Below are 15,325 nucleotides of genomic sequence, written 5' to 3'. Positions count from 1 at the left end.
AGTGCGGTGGCGGCGGTGAGGACGAGGGCGGGGCGGATCGCCTTGCCGGCGTTGCCCGCCGCCGGGGTGCCGTCCGCGTGCTCCCATCCGAAGTGGTAGAGCACGATCCGGCGCATCGAACCGGGCAGCGAGTCGATCGCCGAGCGCAACTCGGGGTCGACGGTCGCCCTGGCCCCCTCCAGGATCACCGCCGCCTCGTGCCCCTCGACCGGCGGTGTGCCGCCGCCCGACTGCGGCCCGTCGACCGGTTGGGTCCCGTCGACCGGCTGCGTCCCGTCGGCGCGCTGTTTCGCCTCCGCCCTGAACTCGGCCATGGGGTCCCCCTCGGAGAGTCCGCGGACGGTGGCGTTTCCACTGCGGCTGAGCACATGTGACCGGGGTGTACCCGCCCCGAGGGGCGGGGACACCGCGTCCAGCTGCTGAAACGTCACCTCCAGCGGCCGATCTCGACGTTCTCCAGGACGCCGAGGGCGTCCGGCACCAGGACCGCCGCCGAGTAGTAGGCCGTCACCAGGTATTTGATGATCGCCTGTTCGTTGATGCCCATGAAGCGCACCGACAGGCTCGGCTCGATCTCGTCCGGGATGCCGGCCTGCTGGAGGCCGATGACGCCCTGGTCGGCCTCGCCGGTACGCATGGCGATGATCGAGGTGGTCCGCCGGTCGCTGACCGGGATCTTGTTGCACGGGTACATCGGCACCCCGCGCCAGGTCGGGATGCGGTTGCCGCCGACCTCGATGGACTCCGGCACCAGCCCGCGCTTGTTCAGCTCGCGGCCGAACGCGGAGATCGCGCGCGGGTGGGCGAGGAGCATCCTGGTGCCGCGCCGCCTGCTGAGCAGCTCGTCCAGGTCGTCCGGGCTGGGGACGCCGTCGTGGGGCTGGAGCCGCTGGTCGTACTCGCAGTTGTTGAGCAGGCCGAACTCGCGGTTGTTGATGAGTTCGTGCTCCTGGCGTTCCTTCAACGCCTCGACGGTGAGCCGGAGTTGCTGCTCCGTCTGGTTCATCGGCTGGTTGTAGAGATCGGCCACGCGCGAGTGGATGCGCAGGACGGTCTGGGCGACGCTCAGTTCGTACTCGCGCGGCCGGGCGTCGTAGTCGACGAACGTGTGCGGGATGTCCGGCTCGCCGGAGTGGCCCGCGGCGAGGTCGATCGCCTTCTCGCCGTACTTGTTGGTGCGCTGCTCGGGGATCGCGCGCAGCTGCGTGAGGTGGTCGCGCAGACTGTCGGCGCGCTCCGCGACCATCTCGACGTCCCCGCGGGCCAGCACGAGCACCGTGCAGGCGGTGTCCGCGCGGGCCGTGTACTCCCAGATGGCCTCCGGGTCCAGCAGTGCCTGGTCGCCGAAGTAGGCGCCGTCGGCGAGGACCCCGAGGACCGTGTCGTCGCCGTACGGGCCCGTGCCGACCTTCTCCACCCTGCCGTGCGCCAGCAGGTACACCTCGTCGGCCTCGCTGCCGAACGACGCGATCGCCTCCCCCGGGGCGAACTCGCGCTGCCGGCAGCGGGTGGCCAGCTCCGAGAGCACCTCCTCGTCCTCGTAGTCCCGCAGCGCGGGCAGTTCGCCCAGCTCCGCGGGGATGACCTCGACGCGGTCGCCGGTCTTCACGAATGTCACCCGGCCGTCGCCCACGGAGTAACTCAGCCGTCGGTTCACCCGGTATGTGCCACCCTGCACGTTCACCCACGGCAGGGTGCGCAGGAGCCAGCGCGAACTGATCTCCTGCATCTGCGGCGCGGACTTCGTGGTCGTGGCCAGGTTCCGCGCAGCCGCCGTGCCAAGGCTCTGCTGCGGCTTGTTCTGCTCCGCGCGGACCTCTTCGCCTACCGACATGTAGAAATGCCCTCCCCATTCATGCCGGGCCTGTGCGCCCGACATCGTTCCCGCGCACCAGCCTTCCTCACTCAGCGTGCCGGTGGTATTACCCGAAAGAGCGGGAATGGATCTTCAACTGCTGGGCACAGGGGCTGTTTACGTCGAATGTTGTTCGAGTTGCCGCCGGGGCCGCCGTTGTCCGGATCGGCTCGCACGCCGTACGAACAAGTCGTCCGTACCAGATTTTTTCGGTACAAGCAGCGATAACAGGCGGCCGTGCACGTCGGCCGCCGCACAGCACGAAGGAGGCGTTCATGGCCTCACCCATGTCCGCAGGCGGTTTCCTGGACACGCTGCGGGACGAAGGCGTCAGGGTCGTCGAGGTCGGCGACTGGGAACACCACAACCGCAACCACAAGGGCCCGTGGGGGCCCGTCCACGGCGTGATGATCCACCACACGGTCACCAAGGGCAGCGCGCACACGGTGGAGTTGTGCCGCGAGGGCCGCCCGGACCTGCCCGGCCCGCTCTGCCACGGCGTCATCACCAAGGACGGCACCGTCCACCTGGTCGGCTACGGCCGCGCCAACCACGCGGGCCTCGGCGACGACGACGTGCTGCGCGCGGTGATCGCCGAGAAGAGGCCGCCGCACGACAACGAGGCCAACACCGACGGCAACCGGCACTTCTACGGCTTCGAGTGCGAGAACCTCGGTGACGGCGAGGACCCGTGGCCCGAGGCCCAGTTGGAGGCGATCGAGAAGGCCGCCGCGGCGATCTGCCGCCACCACGGGTGGTCGGAGCGGTCGGTCATCGGGCACCTGGAGTGGCAGCCCGGAAAGGTGGACCCGCGCGGGTTCACGATGGACTGGCTGCGCGAGCGGGTCCGCGACCGGCTGAAGTGACCCCCAGGAGACACGGACGACACCGGCGCCCCGGGTGACAATGGTGCCGTGACCAGCCCCGACCTCGCCGCGCTACGGCCCCGGCTGCCGTCGCCGGTGGAGGAGATCGCGGACGGGCGCTTCGGCCGGCACGGCATCCGGCTGCTGCTGAAGCGGGACGACCTGATCCACCCGGACCTGATCGGCAACAAGTGGCGCAAACTCGCGCCCAACCTCGCGGCGGCGGCCGGACGTACGGTCGTCACCTTCGGCGGCGCCTACTCCAACCACCTGCGCGCCACCGCCGCCGCGGGCCGTCTCCTGGGCCTGCGCACGGTCGGTGTGGTCCGCGGCCAGGAGCTGGCGGACCGCCCGCTCAACCCGTCCCTGGCCCGGTGCGCGGCCGACGGGATGCGCCTCCACTTCGTCGACAGGTCGACGTACCGGCACAAGAGCGAGCCCGAGGCGCTGGCCGGCATCCTGCGCAAGGTGGACGCGGAGGAGGCGTACGTCGTCCCCGAGGGCGGCAGCAACTCCCTTGCCGTGCGCGGCTGCCGGGCCCTGGGTGAGGAGCTGCGCGCGCGTGCCGACGTCGATGTGGTCGCCCTGGCGTGCGGGACGGGCGGCACGCTGGCCGGGCTGGCCGCCGGACTCGGCCCCGACCAGCGGGCTTTGGGGATACCGGTTCTCAAGGGCGGCTTCCTGACCGCCGACATTCAGGGCTTGCAACAGCACGCTTTCGGTGGCCGGCGGGGCGACTGGTCGCTCGACGAGCGCTTCCATTTCGGGGGCTACGCACGCGTGCCGGCCGAACTCGACGCCTTCGCCGAGGATTTCGAGCAGCGTCACGGGTTGCCCGTCGAGCGTCTCTATGTCGCCAAGTTGCTGTACGGACTTGTTGTCCTAGCCGCCGAAGGGGCCTTCCCGCGCGGGACCACGATCACGGCGGTCGTCACCGGGCGCCCGTTCCCGTAGGCCTCCCCCAGGCGCCGCAGAAACCGCCGGGCCCCTCCAGGCTCCGTAGAAACCGCTAGGCCGCCTCCCGATAAGCCGCCGCCTCCTCCAGGTCCAGCCTGCGGAGCAAGGTGCGCAGCATCTCGTCGTCGATGTAGCGGCCGTCGCGCAGCCGCACGAACATCGAGCGTTCGGCGCTGATCATCTCGCGGGACAGGCGGCGGTAGGTGTCGTCGACGGTCTCGCCGGTGACGGGGTTGGTGGCGCCCAGGCGCTCCCAGACGGCGTTGCGGCGGCGCTCCAGGACCTCGCGGAGGCGGTCGGCCAGCGGAGGCGGCAGGGCGTTGCGCTCGTCCTCCAGAAGGGCGTTCAGGCGTTTCTCGGCCACCCGGGAGGCCTGCGCCTGGGCGTTGGCCTCGGCGAGCGTCTCGGCCTGGGGGTCGCGTCCGGGGAATTTCAGCAGCCGGATGATCGGGGGCAGGCTCAGGCCCTGCACCACCAGGGTCCCGATGACCGTCGTGAAGGTCAGGAACAGGATGATGTTGCGCTGCGGGAAAGGGTCGCCGCCGTGCACCGTGAGCGGGATCGAGAAGGCGATGGCCAGCGAGACCACGCCCCGCATGCCGGCCCACGCGGTGGTCATCGCCCCCTTCCAGGTGGGGCTGTCCTCGCGCTCCCTGATCCGCGCCGACAGCAGGCGGGGCAGGAAGGCCGCCGGGTACACCCACACGAACCGCGTCGCGACGACGACCAGGAAGAGGGCGATCGCGTACAGGGCGGCGTCCAGGCCCCGGTACTCGCCAAGTCCCTTGAGCACCACCGGCAGTTGCAGCCCGATCAGGGCGAACACCGCCGACTCCAGGACGAAGGCGACCATCTTCCACACCGCCTCCTCCTGGAGGCGGGTCGCGAAATCGACCTCCCACGCGCGGTGGCCCAGATAGAGCGCCACGACCACGACGGCGAGCACTCCGGAGGCGTGCACCTGCTCGGCGACCGCGTACGCGACGAACGGGATCAGCAAGGAGAGCGTGTTCTGCAACAGCGCCTCCTTGAGGTGCGTGCGCAGCCAGTGGATCGGCACCATCATCAGGAGCCCGACCCCGACACCGCCGACGGCCGCGAGCAGGAACTCCCCGATGCCGCCGGCCCAGGTGGCGCCCTCGCCGACCGCCGCCGCGAGGGCCACCTTGTAGGCGGTGATCGCGGTGGCGTCGTTCAGCAGGGACTCGCCCTGGAGGATCGTCGTGATCCGCGAGGGCAGTCCGACCCGGCGGGCCACCGCCGTCGCGGCGACCGCGTCCGGCGGCGCCACCACGGCACCGAGCACCAGCGCCGCGGTCAGCGGCAGCCCCGGCACGATCACGTACGCGGCCCAGCCGACGACGAACGTGGCGAAGAGCACGTACCCCACCGACAGCAGCGCCACGGGCCGCACTTGGGCCCGCAGGTCGAGGTACGAGCTGTCGGTGGCCGACGTGTACAGCAGCGGGGGCAGCAGCAGCGGCAGGACGACGTCCGGGTCGAGGGTGTAGTCCGGGACCCCCGGGACGTACGAGACGGCCAGCCCGACCGCGACCAGCAGCAGTGGCGCCGGCACGGGAGTGCGCCGGGCCGCGGCGGCCACCGCGGCACTTCCCGCCACCAGCAACAGCAGTGGCATCACGTCCATCGTCCTCGCCCGCCCTCGTTTTTCCGCGCGGCCAACCGCACACCCGTCGTAATCTGGCAATCATGAAACAGTGCACGCACGCCGACGCGCTGCCGCTCCCCGAACCGGGGCCCCAGAGCGAAACCTGTCTGGAGTGTCTGGCGGCCGGCACCCACCCCGTGCAGCTGCGACTGTGCCTCTTCTGCGGCCATGTCGCCTGCTGCGACTCCTCGCCCTCCCGCCACGCCACAGCACATCACAAGGACTCCGGGCATCCGGTGATGCGGACGTTCGAGCCCGGGGAGAGCTGGCGTTGGTGCTTCGTCGACCACGTACTCCTGTGACCCCGTAATCCGACCGCCGGTTTCGACGGTTCGACCGTCTGACGTCTGGGTACGTCAACCCGGCGCGCGCTCTTCCCAATTGGGCCCGCAGGACCCCTAGCCACGGAGCGTATCCGTAGGTTTACTATGAGTGACAGCATGGGGTTGGGGTCCCGGGGACAGGAAAGTTCAGAGCGCGGTAGCGTCACCGCTGAACCAAGTATCGCGTTACCCCGGGGGGCGCCCCCTGGGCCCCCGAAAGAGCTTGTACCACCTTGGAGGTGAGGGTGTCCCAGATCGCAGGCGAGCCCGCGACCCAGGACTTCGTGGAAGTCCGGCTGCCGGCTGCGGGTGCCTACCTGTCGGTGCTGCGTACGGCCACGGCCGGCCTCGCAGCCCGTTTGGACTTCACCCTCGACGAGATCGAGGACCTCCGCATCGCGGTGGACGAGGCCTGCGCGATCCTGCTTCAGCAGGCCGTGCCCGGCTCAGTGCTCAGCTGTGTCTTCCGGCTCGTGGACGACTCGCTCGAAGTCACCGTCTCCGCCCCGACGACGGACGGTCACGCACCCTCGCGCGACACCTTCGCCTGGACCGTGCTCTCGGCCCTGGCGGGCAAGGTCTCATCGGCAGTCGACGAGGACAAGACCGTAACGATCAGCCTCTACAAACAGCGCGGCGCGGGACCCGGGCCGGCGTGAGGAACGGGGACGGGCCGGTGCGGGACGAAGAGCGCGGCACACGGGAGCTGCCGGCCGAGGGCGGCACGGGCGGAACAAGCCGTACGGCGGACGCCGGCCCCCTGGTGCCATGCGGCGGAATCCCCGAGCAGGCCCGGCCGCATCCGGAGGACGAACCCTCGGAGGCCGGTGTGACGGACGACGGTCAACGTGAGCAGGACGGTGCCGTGCGTATTGGTGGGGTCTCCCCTGTTGCTGGGGGTCCCCCCGCTCCGACTCAGTCGAGCGTGGGGGAGGAGGCGAAAGCTCGGGAAGGGGCGACGGGCCAGGCGATGAGCGAGCACGAGCGGGACGACGTGGCGGGCGCGCAAGCCGTGCAGAGTGTGCAGAGCACGCGGCACGACCCCCATGACCGCAGTGGAGCGCGCGCTCTCTTCATCGAGCTGCGCACGCTCAAGGACGGCAGCGTCGAGTACGCGGAGCTGCGCAACCGGCTGGTCCGTATGCACCTGCCGCTCGTCGAGCACCTCGCGCGCCGCTTCCGCAACCGCGGCGAGCCGCTGGACGACCTGACCCAGGTCGCCACCATCGGCCTGATCAAGTCGGTCGACCGTTTCGACCCGGAGCGCGGTGTCGAGTTCTCGACGTACGCGACCCCGACGGTCGTCGGCGAGATCAAGCGGCACTTCCGCGACAAGGGCTGGGCGGTGCGCGTCCCGCGCAGGCTCCAGGAGCTGCGCCTGTCGCTGACCACGGCGACGGCGGAGCTCTCGCAGCGGCACGGACGCTCCCCCACGGTCCACGAGCTGGCCGAGAAGCTGGGTATCTCGGAGGAGGAGGTCCTGGAGGGCCTGGAGTCGGCGAACGCCTACTCCACGCTGTCCCTGGACGTCCCGGACACGGACGACGAGTCCCCGGCGGTCGCGGACACCCTGGGCGCCTACGACGAGGCCCTGGAGGGCGTCGAGTACCGGGAGTCGCTCAAGCCGCTCCTGGAGGACCTGCCGCCCCGGGAGAAGCGGATCCTGCTGCTGCGCTTCTTCGGCAACATGACGCAGTCGCAGATCGCGCAGGAGGTCGGCATCTCCCAGATGCACGTGTCCCGGCTGCTGGCCCGGACACTGGCCCAGCTGCGGGAGAAGCTCCTCGTCGAGGAGTAGGACCGGGCCGGAGGGTCAGCCCTTCGGCTCTTCGGTACGGCGGCCGGGCCCTCGGATTCCGAGGGCCTGTGTCGTCGCCGGGTTCACCAGCAGCACCAGCGAGGCGACCGCGACCACCGCGAGCGCGATTCCGGCCGGGATGGCCACGCTGTCGGCCTGGAGCAGGTTGTAGGCCACGGGCAGCGCCATGATCTGCGTGATCACGGCGGGGCCCCGGCTCCAGCCGCGCCGGCCGAGCAGTCCGCGTGCGGCGAGCAGCGGCAGCAGCGCGAGCACCACCAGGGTCACGCCTCCGGTCACGGCCTGCTGCCGGTCGTCCGGGTCGCCGGTGAGCCCCAGGACGAGCATCCACACACCGCCGACGGCCAGCGCGAGACCCTCCAGCGCGACGAGGGCCGCCGCGTAGGTCAGACGGCGCGGACGGGGTCCGGCGGGGCCGTCGGTCGCCGTCTCCGGGGCGGGGGTCTGCTCAGCGCTCACCCCAGAAGGGTAGCCCTCGGGATTCGGCCCCAGGTGTCCAGGCTCACGCCCTCTCCTCTTACCCAACCCCTACCTCGGTATGGGACGGGTACCCCCCAGTAGGTACGCTGCAACTCATGCGTGCACTTCTCGTGGTCAATCCGGCGGCAACCACCACAAGCGCACGTACGCGCGACGTCCTGCTCCACGCGCTCGCCAGCGAAATGAAGCTGGAGGCCGTCACCACGGAGTACAGAGGCCATGCGCGTGACCTCGCCCGGCAGGCCGCGGAGAGCGGCAACGTCGACCTGGTGGTGGCCCTCGGCGGCGACGGCACCGTCAACGAGGTCGTCAACGGCCTCCTGCACACCGGCCCCGACCCGGAGCGACTGCCCGGCCTCGCCGTGGTCCCCGGCGGCTCCACCAACGTCTTCGCGCGCGCCCTGGGGCTGCCCAACGACGCCGTGGAGGCCACCGGCGCCATCCTGGACGCCCTGCGCGAGGGCAGCGAGCGCACGGTCGGCCTCGGGCTGACCTCCGGGACGCCCGGCACCGAGGACGAGTCCGTGCCGTCGCGCTGGTTCACCTTCAACGCCGGGCTCGGGTTCGACGCGGGGGTGGTCGGGCGGGTCGAGCAGCAGCGGGAGCAGGGCAAGAAGTCCACGCATGCGCTGTATGTGCGCCAGGTGGTCCGGCAGTTCCTCGGGGAGCAGCACCGCCGGCACGGGACGATCACTCTGGAGCAGCCCGGCGAGGACCCGGTCACCGATCTCGTGGTGGCCATAGTCTCGAACACCTCGCCCTGGACGTATCTCGGCAATCGCCCGATGTACACGTCACCTAAGGCGTCGTTCGATAAAGGCCTCGACGTACTCGGTCTCAGTCGCCTGTCCAGCGCCGCGGTTGCCCGGTATGGCACCCAGTTGCTCACTTCGTCCCCCGAGCGCGGACCCCACGGCAAGCACGCTGCGGCTCTGCACGACCTGACCGAGTTCACCTTGCATTCGAAGGCCCCGTTGCCCCTCCAGATGGACGGCGACCACCTCGGACTACGTACGAGCGTGACGTTCACAGGCGTACGCCGTGCACTGCGTGTGATTGTGTGAGCAGAAAGGGCTGAAGTCCTTTCACTCGAACGTTTAGACCAGGATCCACCCCATGGAAGTACGGCTGTGACCTAGTCGACACCGAGGAATCAAAAAAAACTTTCCAGAAGGGGTTGTATCCGCCGCTGAGGTTTGCGAGTCTCTACGTGGCGATCGAGACGGCCCGCAACACCGGCCTCCACGGATCACCGGAACCCCTCTTCAATCCACAGGACCCCGCCAGCGAACCTGGCGTTCGGCCCTTCACTTGTTGAGGGATTCGTGAAAGCGTTCACATTCACAAGCAACCCGCACGTAATACCAAGGAGAGGTAGCAGCCATGGACTGGCGTCACAACGCCGTTTGCCGCGAGGAAGACCCCGAGCTCTTCTTCCCCATCGGCAACACCGGTCCTGCGCTGCTGCAGATCGAGGAAGCCAAGGCCGTCTGCCGTCGCTGTCCCGTTATGGACCAGTGTCTGCAGTGGGCGCTCGAGTCCGGCCAGGACTCCGGCGTCTGGGGTGGTCTCAGCGAGGACGAGCGCCGCGCCATGAAGCGCCGCGCCGCTCGCAACCGGGCCCGTCAGGCCTCCGCCTGACATCCACCCTGCTAACAGCCTGAGCTTGGCGGCGCGTACAGCGAGTACGCATCTCCCGCCCCCGAGCCGCAGCGCGCAGTACCCCCGATGCGCATAGCAACGAGCGAGCAGCCCCGGACCATCACATGGTTCGGGGCTCTTTGCTGTTCAAGCACGCGCGCGGATACGGCAGTTCGGGCACGCACACGTGTAGGTCATGTGCACGTACGTCACTTGTGCGCCTGCACCGGCACATCCAGGATCACCCGGGTCCCCCGCTCCGGCCCCGGCACCATGTCGAACGTGCCGCCCAACTCGCCCTCCACCAGGGTCCGTACGATCTGCAGGCCCAGGTTGCCCGAGCGGTGCGGGTCGAATCCCTCGGGAAGTCCTACGCCGTCGTCCTGCACGGTGACCAGGAGGCGGGCGTCCTTGGAGGTGCCGCCGCGGACGGCCGACACCTCGACCGTGCCGGTCTCGCCCTCGCGGAAGCCGTGCTCCAGGGCGTTCTGCAGGATCTCGGTGAGCACCATGGAGAGCGGGGTGGCGACCTCGGCGTCCAGTATTCCGAAACGACCGCTGCGCCGGCCGGTGACCTTGCCCGGGGAGATCTCGGCGACCATCGCGAGCACCCGGTCGGCGATCTCGTCGAACTCCACGCGCTCGTCCAGGTTCTGGGACAGCGTCTCATGCACGATCGCGATCGAGCCGACCCGGCGTACGGCCTCCTCCAAGGCCTCCCGGCCGCGCTCGGAGTCGATGCGGCGGGCCTGGAGGCGCAACAGGGCGGCGACCGTCTGGAGGTTGTTCTTCACCCGGTGATGGATCTCCCGGATGGTCGCGTCCTTGGTGATCAACTCCCGCTCGCGGCGCCGCAGTTCGGTGACGTCCCGGAGCAGCACCAGTGAACCGATGCGGGTGCCCTTGGGTTTGAGGGGGATCGCCCGGAACTGGATGACCCCGTCGCGCGCCTCGATCTCGAACTCGCGCGGCGCCCACCCGCTGGCCACCTTGGCGAGCGCCTCGTCCACCGGGCCCCGGGTCGGGGCGAGTTCGGCGGTGGTCGTGCCCAGCGGCTGGCCGACGAGGTCGGTGGCGAGGCCCATGCGGTGGTACGCGGACAGCGCGTTGGGCGAGGCGTACTGCACGATGCCGTCGCCGTCGAGCCGGATCAGTCCGTCGCCGACGCGCGGCGAGGCGTCCATGTCGACCTGCTGGTTCGGGAACGGGAAGGAACCGGCCGCGATCATCTGCGCGAGGTCCGACGCGCTCTGCAGGTAGGTGAGTTCGAGGCGGCTCGGAGTGCGCACGGTGAGCAGATTGGTGTTGCGTGCGATGACTCCCAGGACGCGCCCGTCCCGTCGTACCGGAATCGACTCGACCCGGACGGGGACCTCTTCGCGCCACTCGGGGTCGCCCTCGCGGACGATGCGGCCCTCGTCCAGGGCGGCGTCCAGCATGGGGCGACGGCCGCGCGGGACGAGGTGGCCGACCATGTCGTCCTGGTACGAGGTGGGGCCTGTGTTCGGCCGCATCTGGGCGACGGAGACATAGCGGGTGCCGTCACGCGTGGGGACCCACAGGACCAGGTCGGCGAAGGAGAGGTCGGAGAGCAGCTGCCACTCCGAGACCAGCAGGTGCAGCCACTCAAGGTCGGAGTCGTCGAGTGCTGTGTGCTGGCGTACGAGTTCGTTCATGGAGGGCACGTCTGCGAGCGTACCCGCCGGTCTGTACCTGTCCTAAAAACACCCGCGGGCCGCGGCGCCTGAGAGGGACCCTCAGCCCTCTCGGCACCGCAGCCCGGAGCAGCAACGGCCACGGGGTGTGCGGTCCCGATCGGCCGATGGATGAGGACCCGGGGCAGTCAGGGCAGAGAGCTCCGGTTCCTCGGTCCGTCTTCCTGTGCGGGGAAGACGGAGGCTTACGCCTTAACACATTGTGGACTAGACCACTAATCCGTGTCCATGCGTTGAAGGATGTTTGATGCCGACGCTTTCCCGCACCTGTCCGCAACTACTCGGACGTCCCAGCATCCACCGCGAAGCCTAACCGTGTTGAGTCATGTGCGGGGCCAGATGGTCATGGCAATTTCCGCGAGCGCCTCCAGCTCCGCACGGCTCGCCCCGTCCCGCGCCTGCTGGGACATTCCCTGGACGACCGCCCCCGCATGCCGGGCCAGCGCGGCGGCGTCGAGGTCCGCCGGCAGCTCGCCCGCGGCGATGTCCGCCTCGATACGGCGCTCGAAGACGGCGAGGTTGGCGTTGCGCCGGGCCCGCAGGGACTCCTCGACCTCGGGGGTCGTGCAGTTGGTGGCCGCGTGGATGACGAGACAGCCGTGCGGCCGGCCGGGTGCGGTGTACTCGGCGGCGGCCTCGCGCAGGACCCGCGCCACGGCGGCCCGGGCGGTGGGCTCCTCGGCGAGCGCCCGGTCGGTGAAGGAGCCGTAGCGCGTGCCGTACTCCGCCACGACCTCGGCGAACAGGGCCTGCTTGTCGCCGAAGGCGGCGTAGAGGCTGGGGGCGCCGATGCCCATGACACGGGTCAGGTCCGCGACGGAGGTGGCCTCGTAGCCGTGCTCCCAGAAGGCGAGGACCGCCCGCTCCAACGCGGTCGTACGGTCGAAGGAGCGCGGTCGCCCTCGCGACTTACCGGCCTTGACCTGCTGTTTTGTCTCGTCGCTGCCCACCATGGAGTGAATTGTATAGCGACTGCTAGAGAAATGTCGGTGGGCTGTTGTACGGTCTTTTCTGTAGCGACCGCTAGGGAAATCGCTGGAGAGACGCGGAGGGGCGTGGACATGGGTGTGCTCGCTGGCAGGACGGCACTCGTCACGGGTGCGGGCAGGGGAATCGGGCGCGGCATCGCGGAGCGGCTGGGGCGGGACGGGGCGCGGGTCGCGGTGCACTACGGCAGGAGCGAGGCGGCGGCGAAGGAGGTGGTCGCCTCGATCGAGAGCGCGGGCGGCTCGGCGTTCGCACTCGGCGGGGAACTGGGTGTGCCGGGTGATGCCGAGCGGCTCTGGGCGGAGTTCGACCGGCACGCGGACGGGCTGGACATCCTGGTGAACAACGCGGGGATCGGGTCGTCGGCACCGATCGAGGAGATAGGGGAGGACGAGTACGACAGGGTCTTCGCGGTGAACGTGAAGGCGCCGTTCTTCCTCGTCCGGCACGGGCTGGGCCGGCTGCGCGACGGCGGCCGGATCATCAACATCTCCTCGGGGCTCGCCCGCAGCGCGGCGATGCCGCACAACATCGCGTACTCCATGACCAAGAGCGCCTTGGACGTCTTCTCCCGGGACCTGTCCAAGGTGCTCGGCCCCCGGGGCATCACGGTGAACTCGGTGGCGCCGGGCCTCATAGACACGGACAACACCGCCGAGTTGCTGCACGGGACCGAGGACGGCTGGGCCCGGGCGGCGGCCTTCTCCGCCCTGGGGCGGGTGGGAGAGACCGCCGACGTGGCGGATGTGGTGGCGTTCCTCGCGTCCGAGGACGGGCGGTGGATCACGGGGAGTTGGGTGGACGCGACAGGAGGTTCCCTCACATAGAGGCGTGTGCTCAGCGCGTCTCCGTCACCTTGGCCAGGGCGCGGGGCGCGTCCGGGTCCTGGCCGCGGGCGATGGTGACCTCGTAGGCGAGGAGCTGGAGCGGAAGGATCTCCAGGATGGGCTGGAGTTCCTCGGGGACGCCCTCGACGGGCAGGACGAAGCCGGCCGAGGCCTGTTCGACCTGGCCGGCCGGGCCGATGACGACCAGGTCGGCGCCCCGGCCGCGCAGCCGGTCGAGCACGGGCTGAAGGGCGGCGCCGCCCTTGCCGTCCGTCACGACCGCGATGACCGGGGAGACGTTGTCGACCATCGCGAGGGGGCCGTGCAGAAGATCGGCGCCGGAGTAGGCGAGGGCGGGGATGTAGCTGGTCTCCATCAGCTTGAGGGCGGCTTCCTTGGCGGTGGGATAGCCGTAACCACGGGAGGTGATAACCATGCGCTCGGCGAAGCGGTAGCGGGAGGCGAGGGTGCGGACCTCGTCCTGCCTGGCGAGCAGTTGTTCGGCGAGGTCGGGCAGCGCCTTGGCCGCGGCGCCGTCGCCGCCGCGAAGACCCTCGACGAAGAGATAGAGCGCGAGAAGGGAGGCCGTATACGTCTTGGTCGCGGGGAGTGCCTTCTCCGGGCCGGCCATGATGTCGATGTGGTACTCGGAGACGGCGGCCAGCGGTGAGTCCGGGTTGTTGGTCACGGCGACGGTGATCGCTCCGGCCTCGCGGGCGGCGCGGGTCGAGGCCACCAGGTCCGGGGAGCCGCCGGACTGACTGACGGTGACGACGAGGACGTCGGTCAGATCGGGGCGGGCGCCGTAGGCCGTGGTGGTCGACATCGAGGTGAGTCCGCAGGGCAGACCGAGGCGGATCTCCAGGAGGTACTTGGCGTACAGGGCGGCGTTGTCGGAGGTGCCGCGGGCGGTGAGCAGTACAAAGCGGGGCTTGCGGGCGGCCACGTCCTGCGCCACCTGCCGGATGCGCGGGGCGCCCTCGTCCAGGATGCGGCGCAGGACGGCGGGCTGCTCGGCCGTTTCGCGGGCCATGATCCGGCCCGGTACGTCGTTCTCGGGGGTCGGTGTCGTGGCGGTCATGCGGGGCCTCCGGAGGTTGGGCGCGATTGCGGTGCGGTGGGGCCGCGGTGTCCATTTCACCCCCTCGGACGGAGGTGTGCCTCTGTTGGGCGGTTACCGGGTTTCGGACAGGCGGCGAACTCTGGGAGGTAGGACCGGGCTCTGTTAGATTGGTGCGCGGATTGGTCTAAACCACACAGCTCCTCCGGGCTCCCCGAGTCCCCTCTGCAGAACGGCAGGCCAGCGTGGAAGTTGTCATCGTTCCGGACGCCGAGTCGGGCGGCGAGCTCATCGCCGAGGCCATGGCACAGCTGCTCCGGCGCAAGCCGGACGCCCTGCTGGGCGTGGCCACCGGCTCGACGCCACTGCCCATCTACGAAGCGCTGGCGGCCAAGGTCCGCGCCGGCGCCGTGGACACCTCGCGGGCGCGGATCGCGCAGCTCGACGAATACGTGGGGCTGCCCGCCGAGCACCCGGAGTCGTACCGCTCGGTGCTGCGCCGTGAGGTGCTGGAGCCGCTCGGGGTCGGGATGGACTCGTTCATCGGGCCGGACGGGACGGCCGAGGACGTACAGGGGGCGTGCGAGGCGTACGACAGGGCGTTGGGCGAGGCCGGCGGGGTGGACCTGCAGATACTGGGGATCGGGACCGACGGGCACATCGGGTTCAACGAGCCGTGCTCGTCGCTGGCCTCGCGGACCCGGATCAAGACGCTGACCGAGCAGACGCGGGTGGACAACGCGCGCTTCTTCGACGGCGACATAGGGCAGGTCCCGCACCACGTCATCACGCAGGGCATCGGCACCATCCTGGAAGCGCGGCACCTGGTGCTGCTGGCGACCGGCGAGGGCAAGGCGGACGCGGTCGCCGCGACCGTGGAGGGGCCCATCGCCGCGGTGTGCCCGGCGTCGGCACTGCAGTTGCACCGGCATGCGACGGTCGTGGTGGACGAGGGCGCCGCGTCCAAGCTGAAGCTCGCGGACTATTTCCGGCACACGTTCGTCAACAAGCCCGACTGGCAGGGGATCTGAGGCTCGGCTTCCCCTTCCGCACCCGTACGTGCCGGTGCCGGGCCCCCTCGTGGAAGGCCCGGCACCGGTGTATTCGGAGGTGCTCCCCCGGGTCG

At 70.0% G+C, this 15,325-nt stretch carries 15 protein-coding genes and 1 pseudogene; 9 read left to right on the top strand and 7 right to left on the bottom strand.

The genetic code is table 11. The annotated features are described in order from the left end of the window. A pseudogene (locus tag R6V09_RS05475) lies at positions 1-314 on the bottom strand (polyprenyl synthetase family protein); the annotation flags it as partial. 113 nt (positions 315-427) lie between these two features. After that, complete coding sequence (locus tag R6V09_RS05470; RefSeq protein WP_317880187.1) at positions 428-1,834, bottom strand: family 2B encapsulin nanocompartment shell protein; 1,407 nt, start codon at positions 1,832-1,834, stop codon at positions 428-430. A gap of 296 nt (positions 1,835-2,130) precedes the next feature. Here R6V09_RS05470 and R6V09_RS05465 point away from each other — a divergent pair, with 296 nt between their 5' ends. Together R6V09_RS05465 and R6V09_RS05460 are read left to right on the top strand one after the other, a co-directional pair. Next, positions 2,131-2,721, top strand: coding sequence for an N-acetylmuramoyl-L-alanine amidase (locus R6V09_RS05465; RefSeq protein ID WP_317880186.1), 591 nt, complete (start codon positions 2,131-2,133; stop codon positions 2,719-2,721). Between the two features lie 48 nt (positions 2,722-2,769). Beyond that, positions 2,770-3,675, top strand: a complete 906-nt coding sequence (locus tag R6V09_RS05460) for a 1-aminocyclopropane-1-carboxylate deaminase/D-cysteine desulfhydrase (protein ID WP_317880185.1) — start codon at positions 2,770-2,772, stop codon at positions 3,673-3,675. Between the two features lie 55 nt (positions 3,676-3,730). On the opposite strand, the gene R6V09_RS05455 is transcribed toward R6V09_RS05460, so the two are convergent. Further along, positions 3,731-5,326 carry a Na+/H+ antiporter gene (locus R6V09_RS05455; RefSeq protein ID WP_317880184.1) on the bottom strand — a complete coding sequence of 532 codons (1,596 nt, stop codon included), beginning with the start codon at positions 5,324-5,326 and terminating at the stop codon, positions 3,731-3,733. A 62-nt stretch (positions 5,327-5,388) separates the two neighbouring features. Here R6V09_RS05455 and R6V09_RS05450 point away from each other — a divergent pair, with 62 nt between their 5' ends. The 3 genes from R6V09_RS05450 (at position 5,389) to R6V09_RS05440 (ending at position 7,468) form a co-directional block, all read left to right on the top strand. Beyond that, positions 5,389-5,649: a UBP-type zinc finger domain-containing protein gene (locus tag R6V09_RS05450; RefSeq protein WP_043674403.1), complete on the top strand. Its 261-nt coding sequence runs from the start codon at positions 5,389-5,391 to the stop codon at positions 5,647-5,649. Between the two features lie 266 nt (positions 5,650-5,915). Then, positions 5,916-6,329 carry an anti-sigma regulatory factor gene (locus tag R6V09_RS05445; protein ID WP_020130755.1) on the top strand — a complete coding sequence of 138 codons (414 nt, stop codon included), beginning with the start codon at positions 5,916-5,918 and terminating at the stop codon, positions 6,327-6,329. Continuing rightward, positions 6,326-7,468 carry an RNA polymerase sigma factor SigF gene (locus R6V09_RS05440; RefSeq protein WP_317880183.1) on the top strand — a complete coding sequence of 381 codons (1,143 nt, stop codon included), beginning with the start codon at positions 6,326-6,328 and terminating at the stop codon, positions 7,466-7,468. Before R6V09_RS05445 ends, R6V09_RS05440 begins: the two co-directional genes overlap by 4 nt. 15 nt (positions 7,469-7,483) lie before the next feature. Here R6V09_RS05440 and R6V09_RS05435 read toward each other — a convergent pair whose 3' ends face one another. Continuing rightward, positions 7,484-7,948, bottom strand: a complete 465-nt coding sequence (locus R6V09_RS05435; RefSeq protein WP_317880182.1) for a hypothetical protein — start codon at positions 7,946-7,948, stop codon at positions 7,484-7,486. Positions 7,949-8,064: 116 nt separating this feature from the next. Between R6V09_RS05435 and R6V09_RS05430 the strand changes: the two genes are divergently transcribed. After that, the gene (locus tag R6V09_RS05430) at positions 8,065-9,033 is read left to right on the top strand and encodes a diacylglycerol/lipid kinase family protein (protein WP_317880181.1); all 969 of its coding nucleotides are present in this window, start codon (positions 8,065-8,067) and stop codon (positions 9,031-9,033) included. 319 nt (positions 9,034-9,352) lie between these two features. Beyond that, positions 9,353-9,610, top strand: coding sequence for a WhiB family transcriptional regulator (locus R6V09_RS05425; RefSeq protein ID WP_006142322.1), 258 nt, complete (start codon positions 9,353-9,355; stop codon positions 9,608-9,610). 209 nt (positions 9,611-9,819) lie between these two features. Here the strand turns inward: R6V09_RS05425 and R6V09_RS05420 are convergent, their stop codons facing one another. After that, a complete protein-coding gene (locus R6V09_RS05420) occupies positions 9,820-11,286 on the bottom strand; it encodes a sensor histidine kinase (protein ID WP_317880190.1) in 1,467 nt (488 codons plus the stop codon). 362 nt (positions 11,287-11,648) lie between these two features. After that, positions 11,649-12,278 (bottom strand): TetR/AcrR family transcriptional regulator, encoded by a 630-nt coding sequence (locus R6V09_RS05415; RefSeq protein WP_317880180.1) that lies wholly within the window; start codon positions 12,276-12,278, stop codon positions 11,649-11,651. A 108-nt stretch (positions 12,279-12,386) separates the two neighbouring features. Between R6V09_RS05415 and R6V09_RS05410 the strand changes: the two genes are divergently transcribed. Further along, complete coding sequence (locus R6V09_RS05410; RefSeq protein ID WP_317880179.1) at positions 12,387-13,139, top strand: SDR family oxidoreductase; 753 nt, start codon at positions 12,387-12,389, stop codon at positions 13,137-13,139. 10 nt (positions 13,140-13,149) lie between these two features. Here R6V09_RS05410 and R6V09_RS05405 read toward each other — a convergent pair whose 3' ends face one another. Next, entirely contained in the window at positions 13,150-14,220 is a 1,071-nt protein-coding gene (locus R6V09_RS05405; RefSeq protein WP_317880178.1) for an SIS domain-containing protein, read from the bottom strand. Positions 14,221-14,444: 224 nt separating this feature from the next. Between R6V09_RS05405 and nagB the strand changes: the two genes are divergently transcribed. After that, complete coding sequence (gene nagB / locus R6V09_RS05400) at positions 14,445-15,230, top strand: glucosamine-6-phosphate deaminase (protein WP_317880177.1); 786 nt, start codon at positions 14,445-14,447, stop codon at positions 15,228-15,230. Positions 15,231-15,325 lie beyond the last annotated feature (95 nt).

Source organism: Streptomyces sp. W16, assembly GCF_033194735.1.
Taxonomy (GTDB): Bacteria; Actinomycetota; Actinomycetes; order Streptomycetales; family Streptomycetaceae; genus Streptomyces.
The sequence above is the reverse complement of the archived record's forward strand: the minus strand, read 5'-3'. Positions and strand labels throughout refer to the sequence as shown.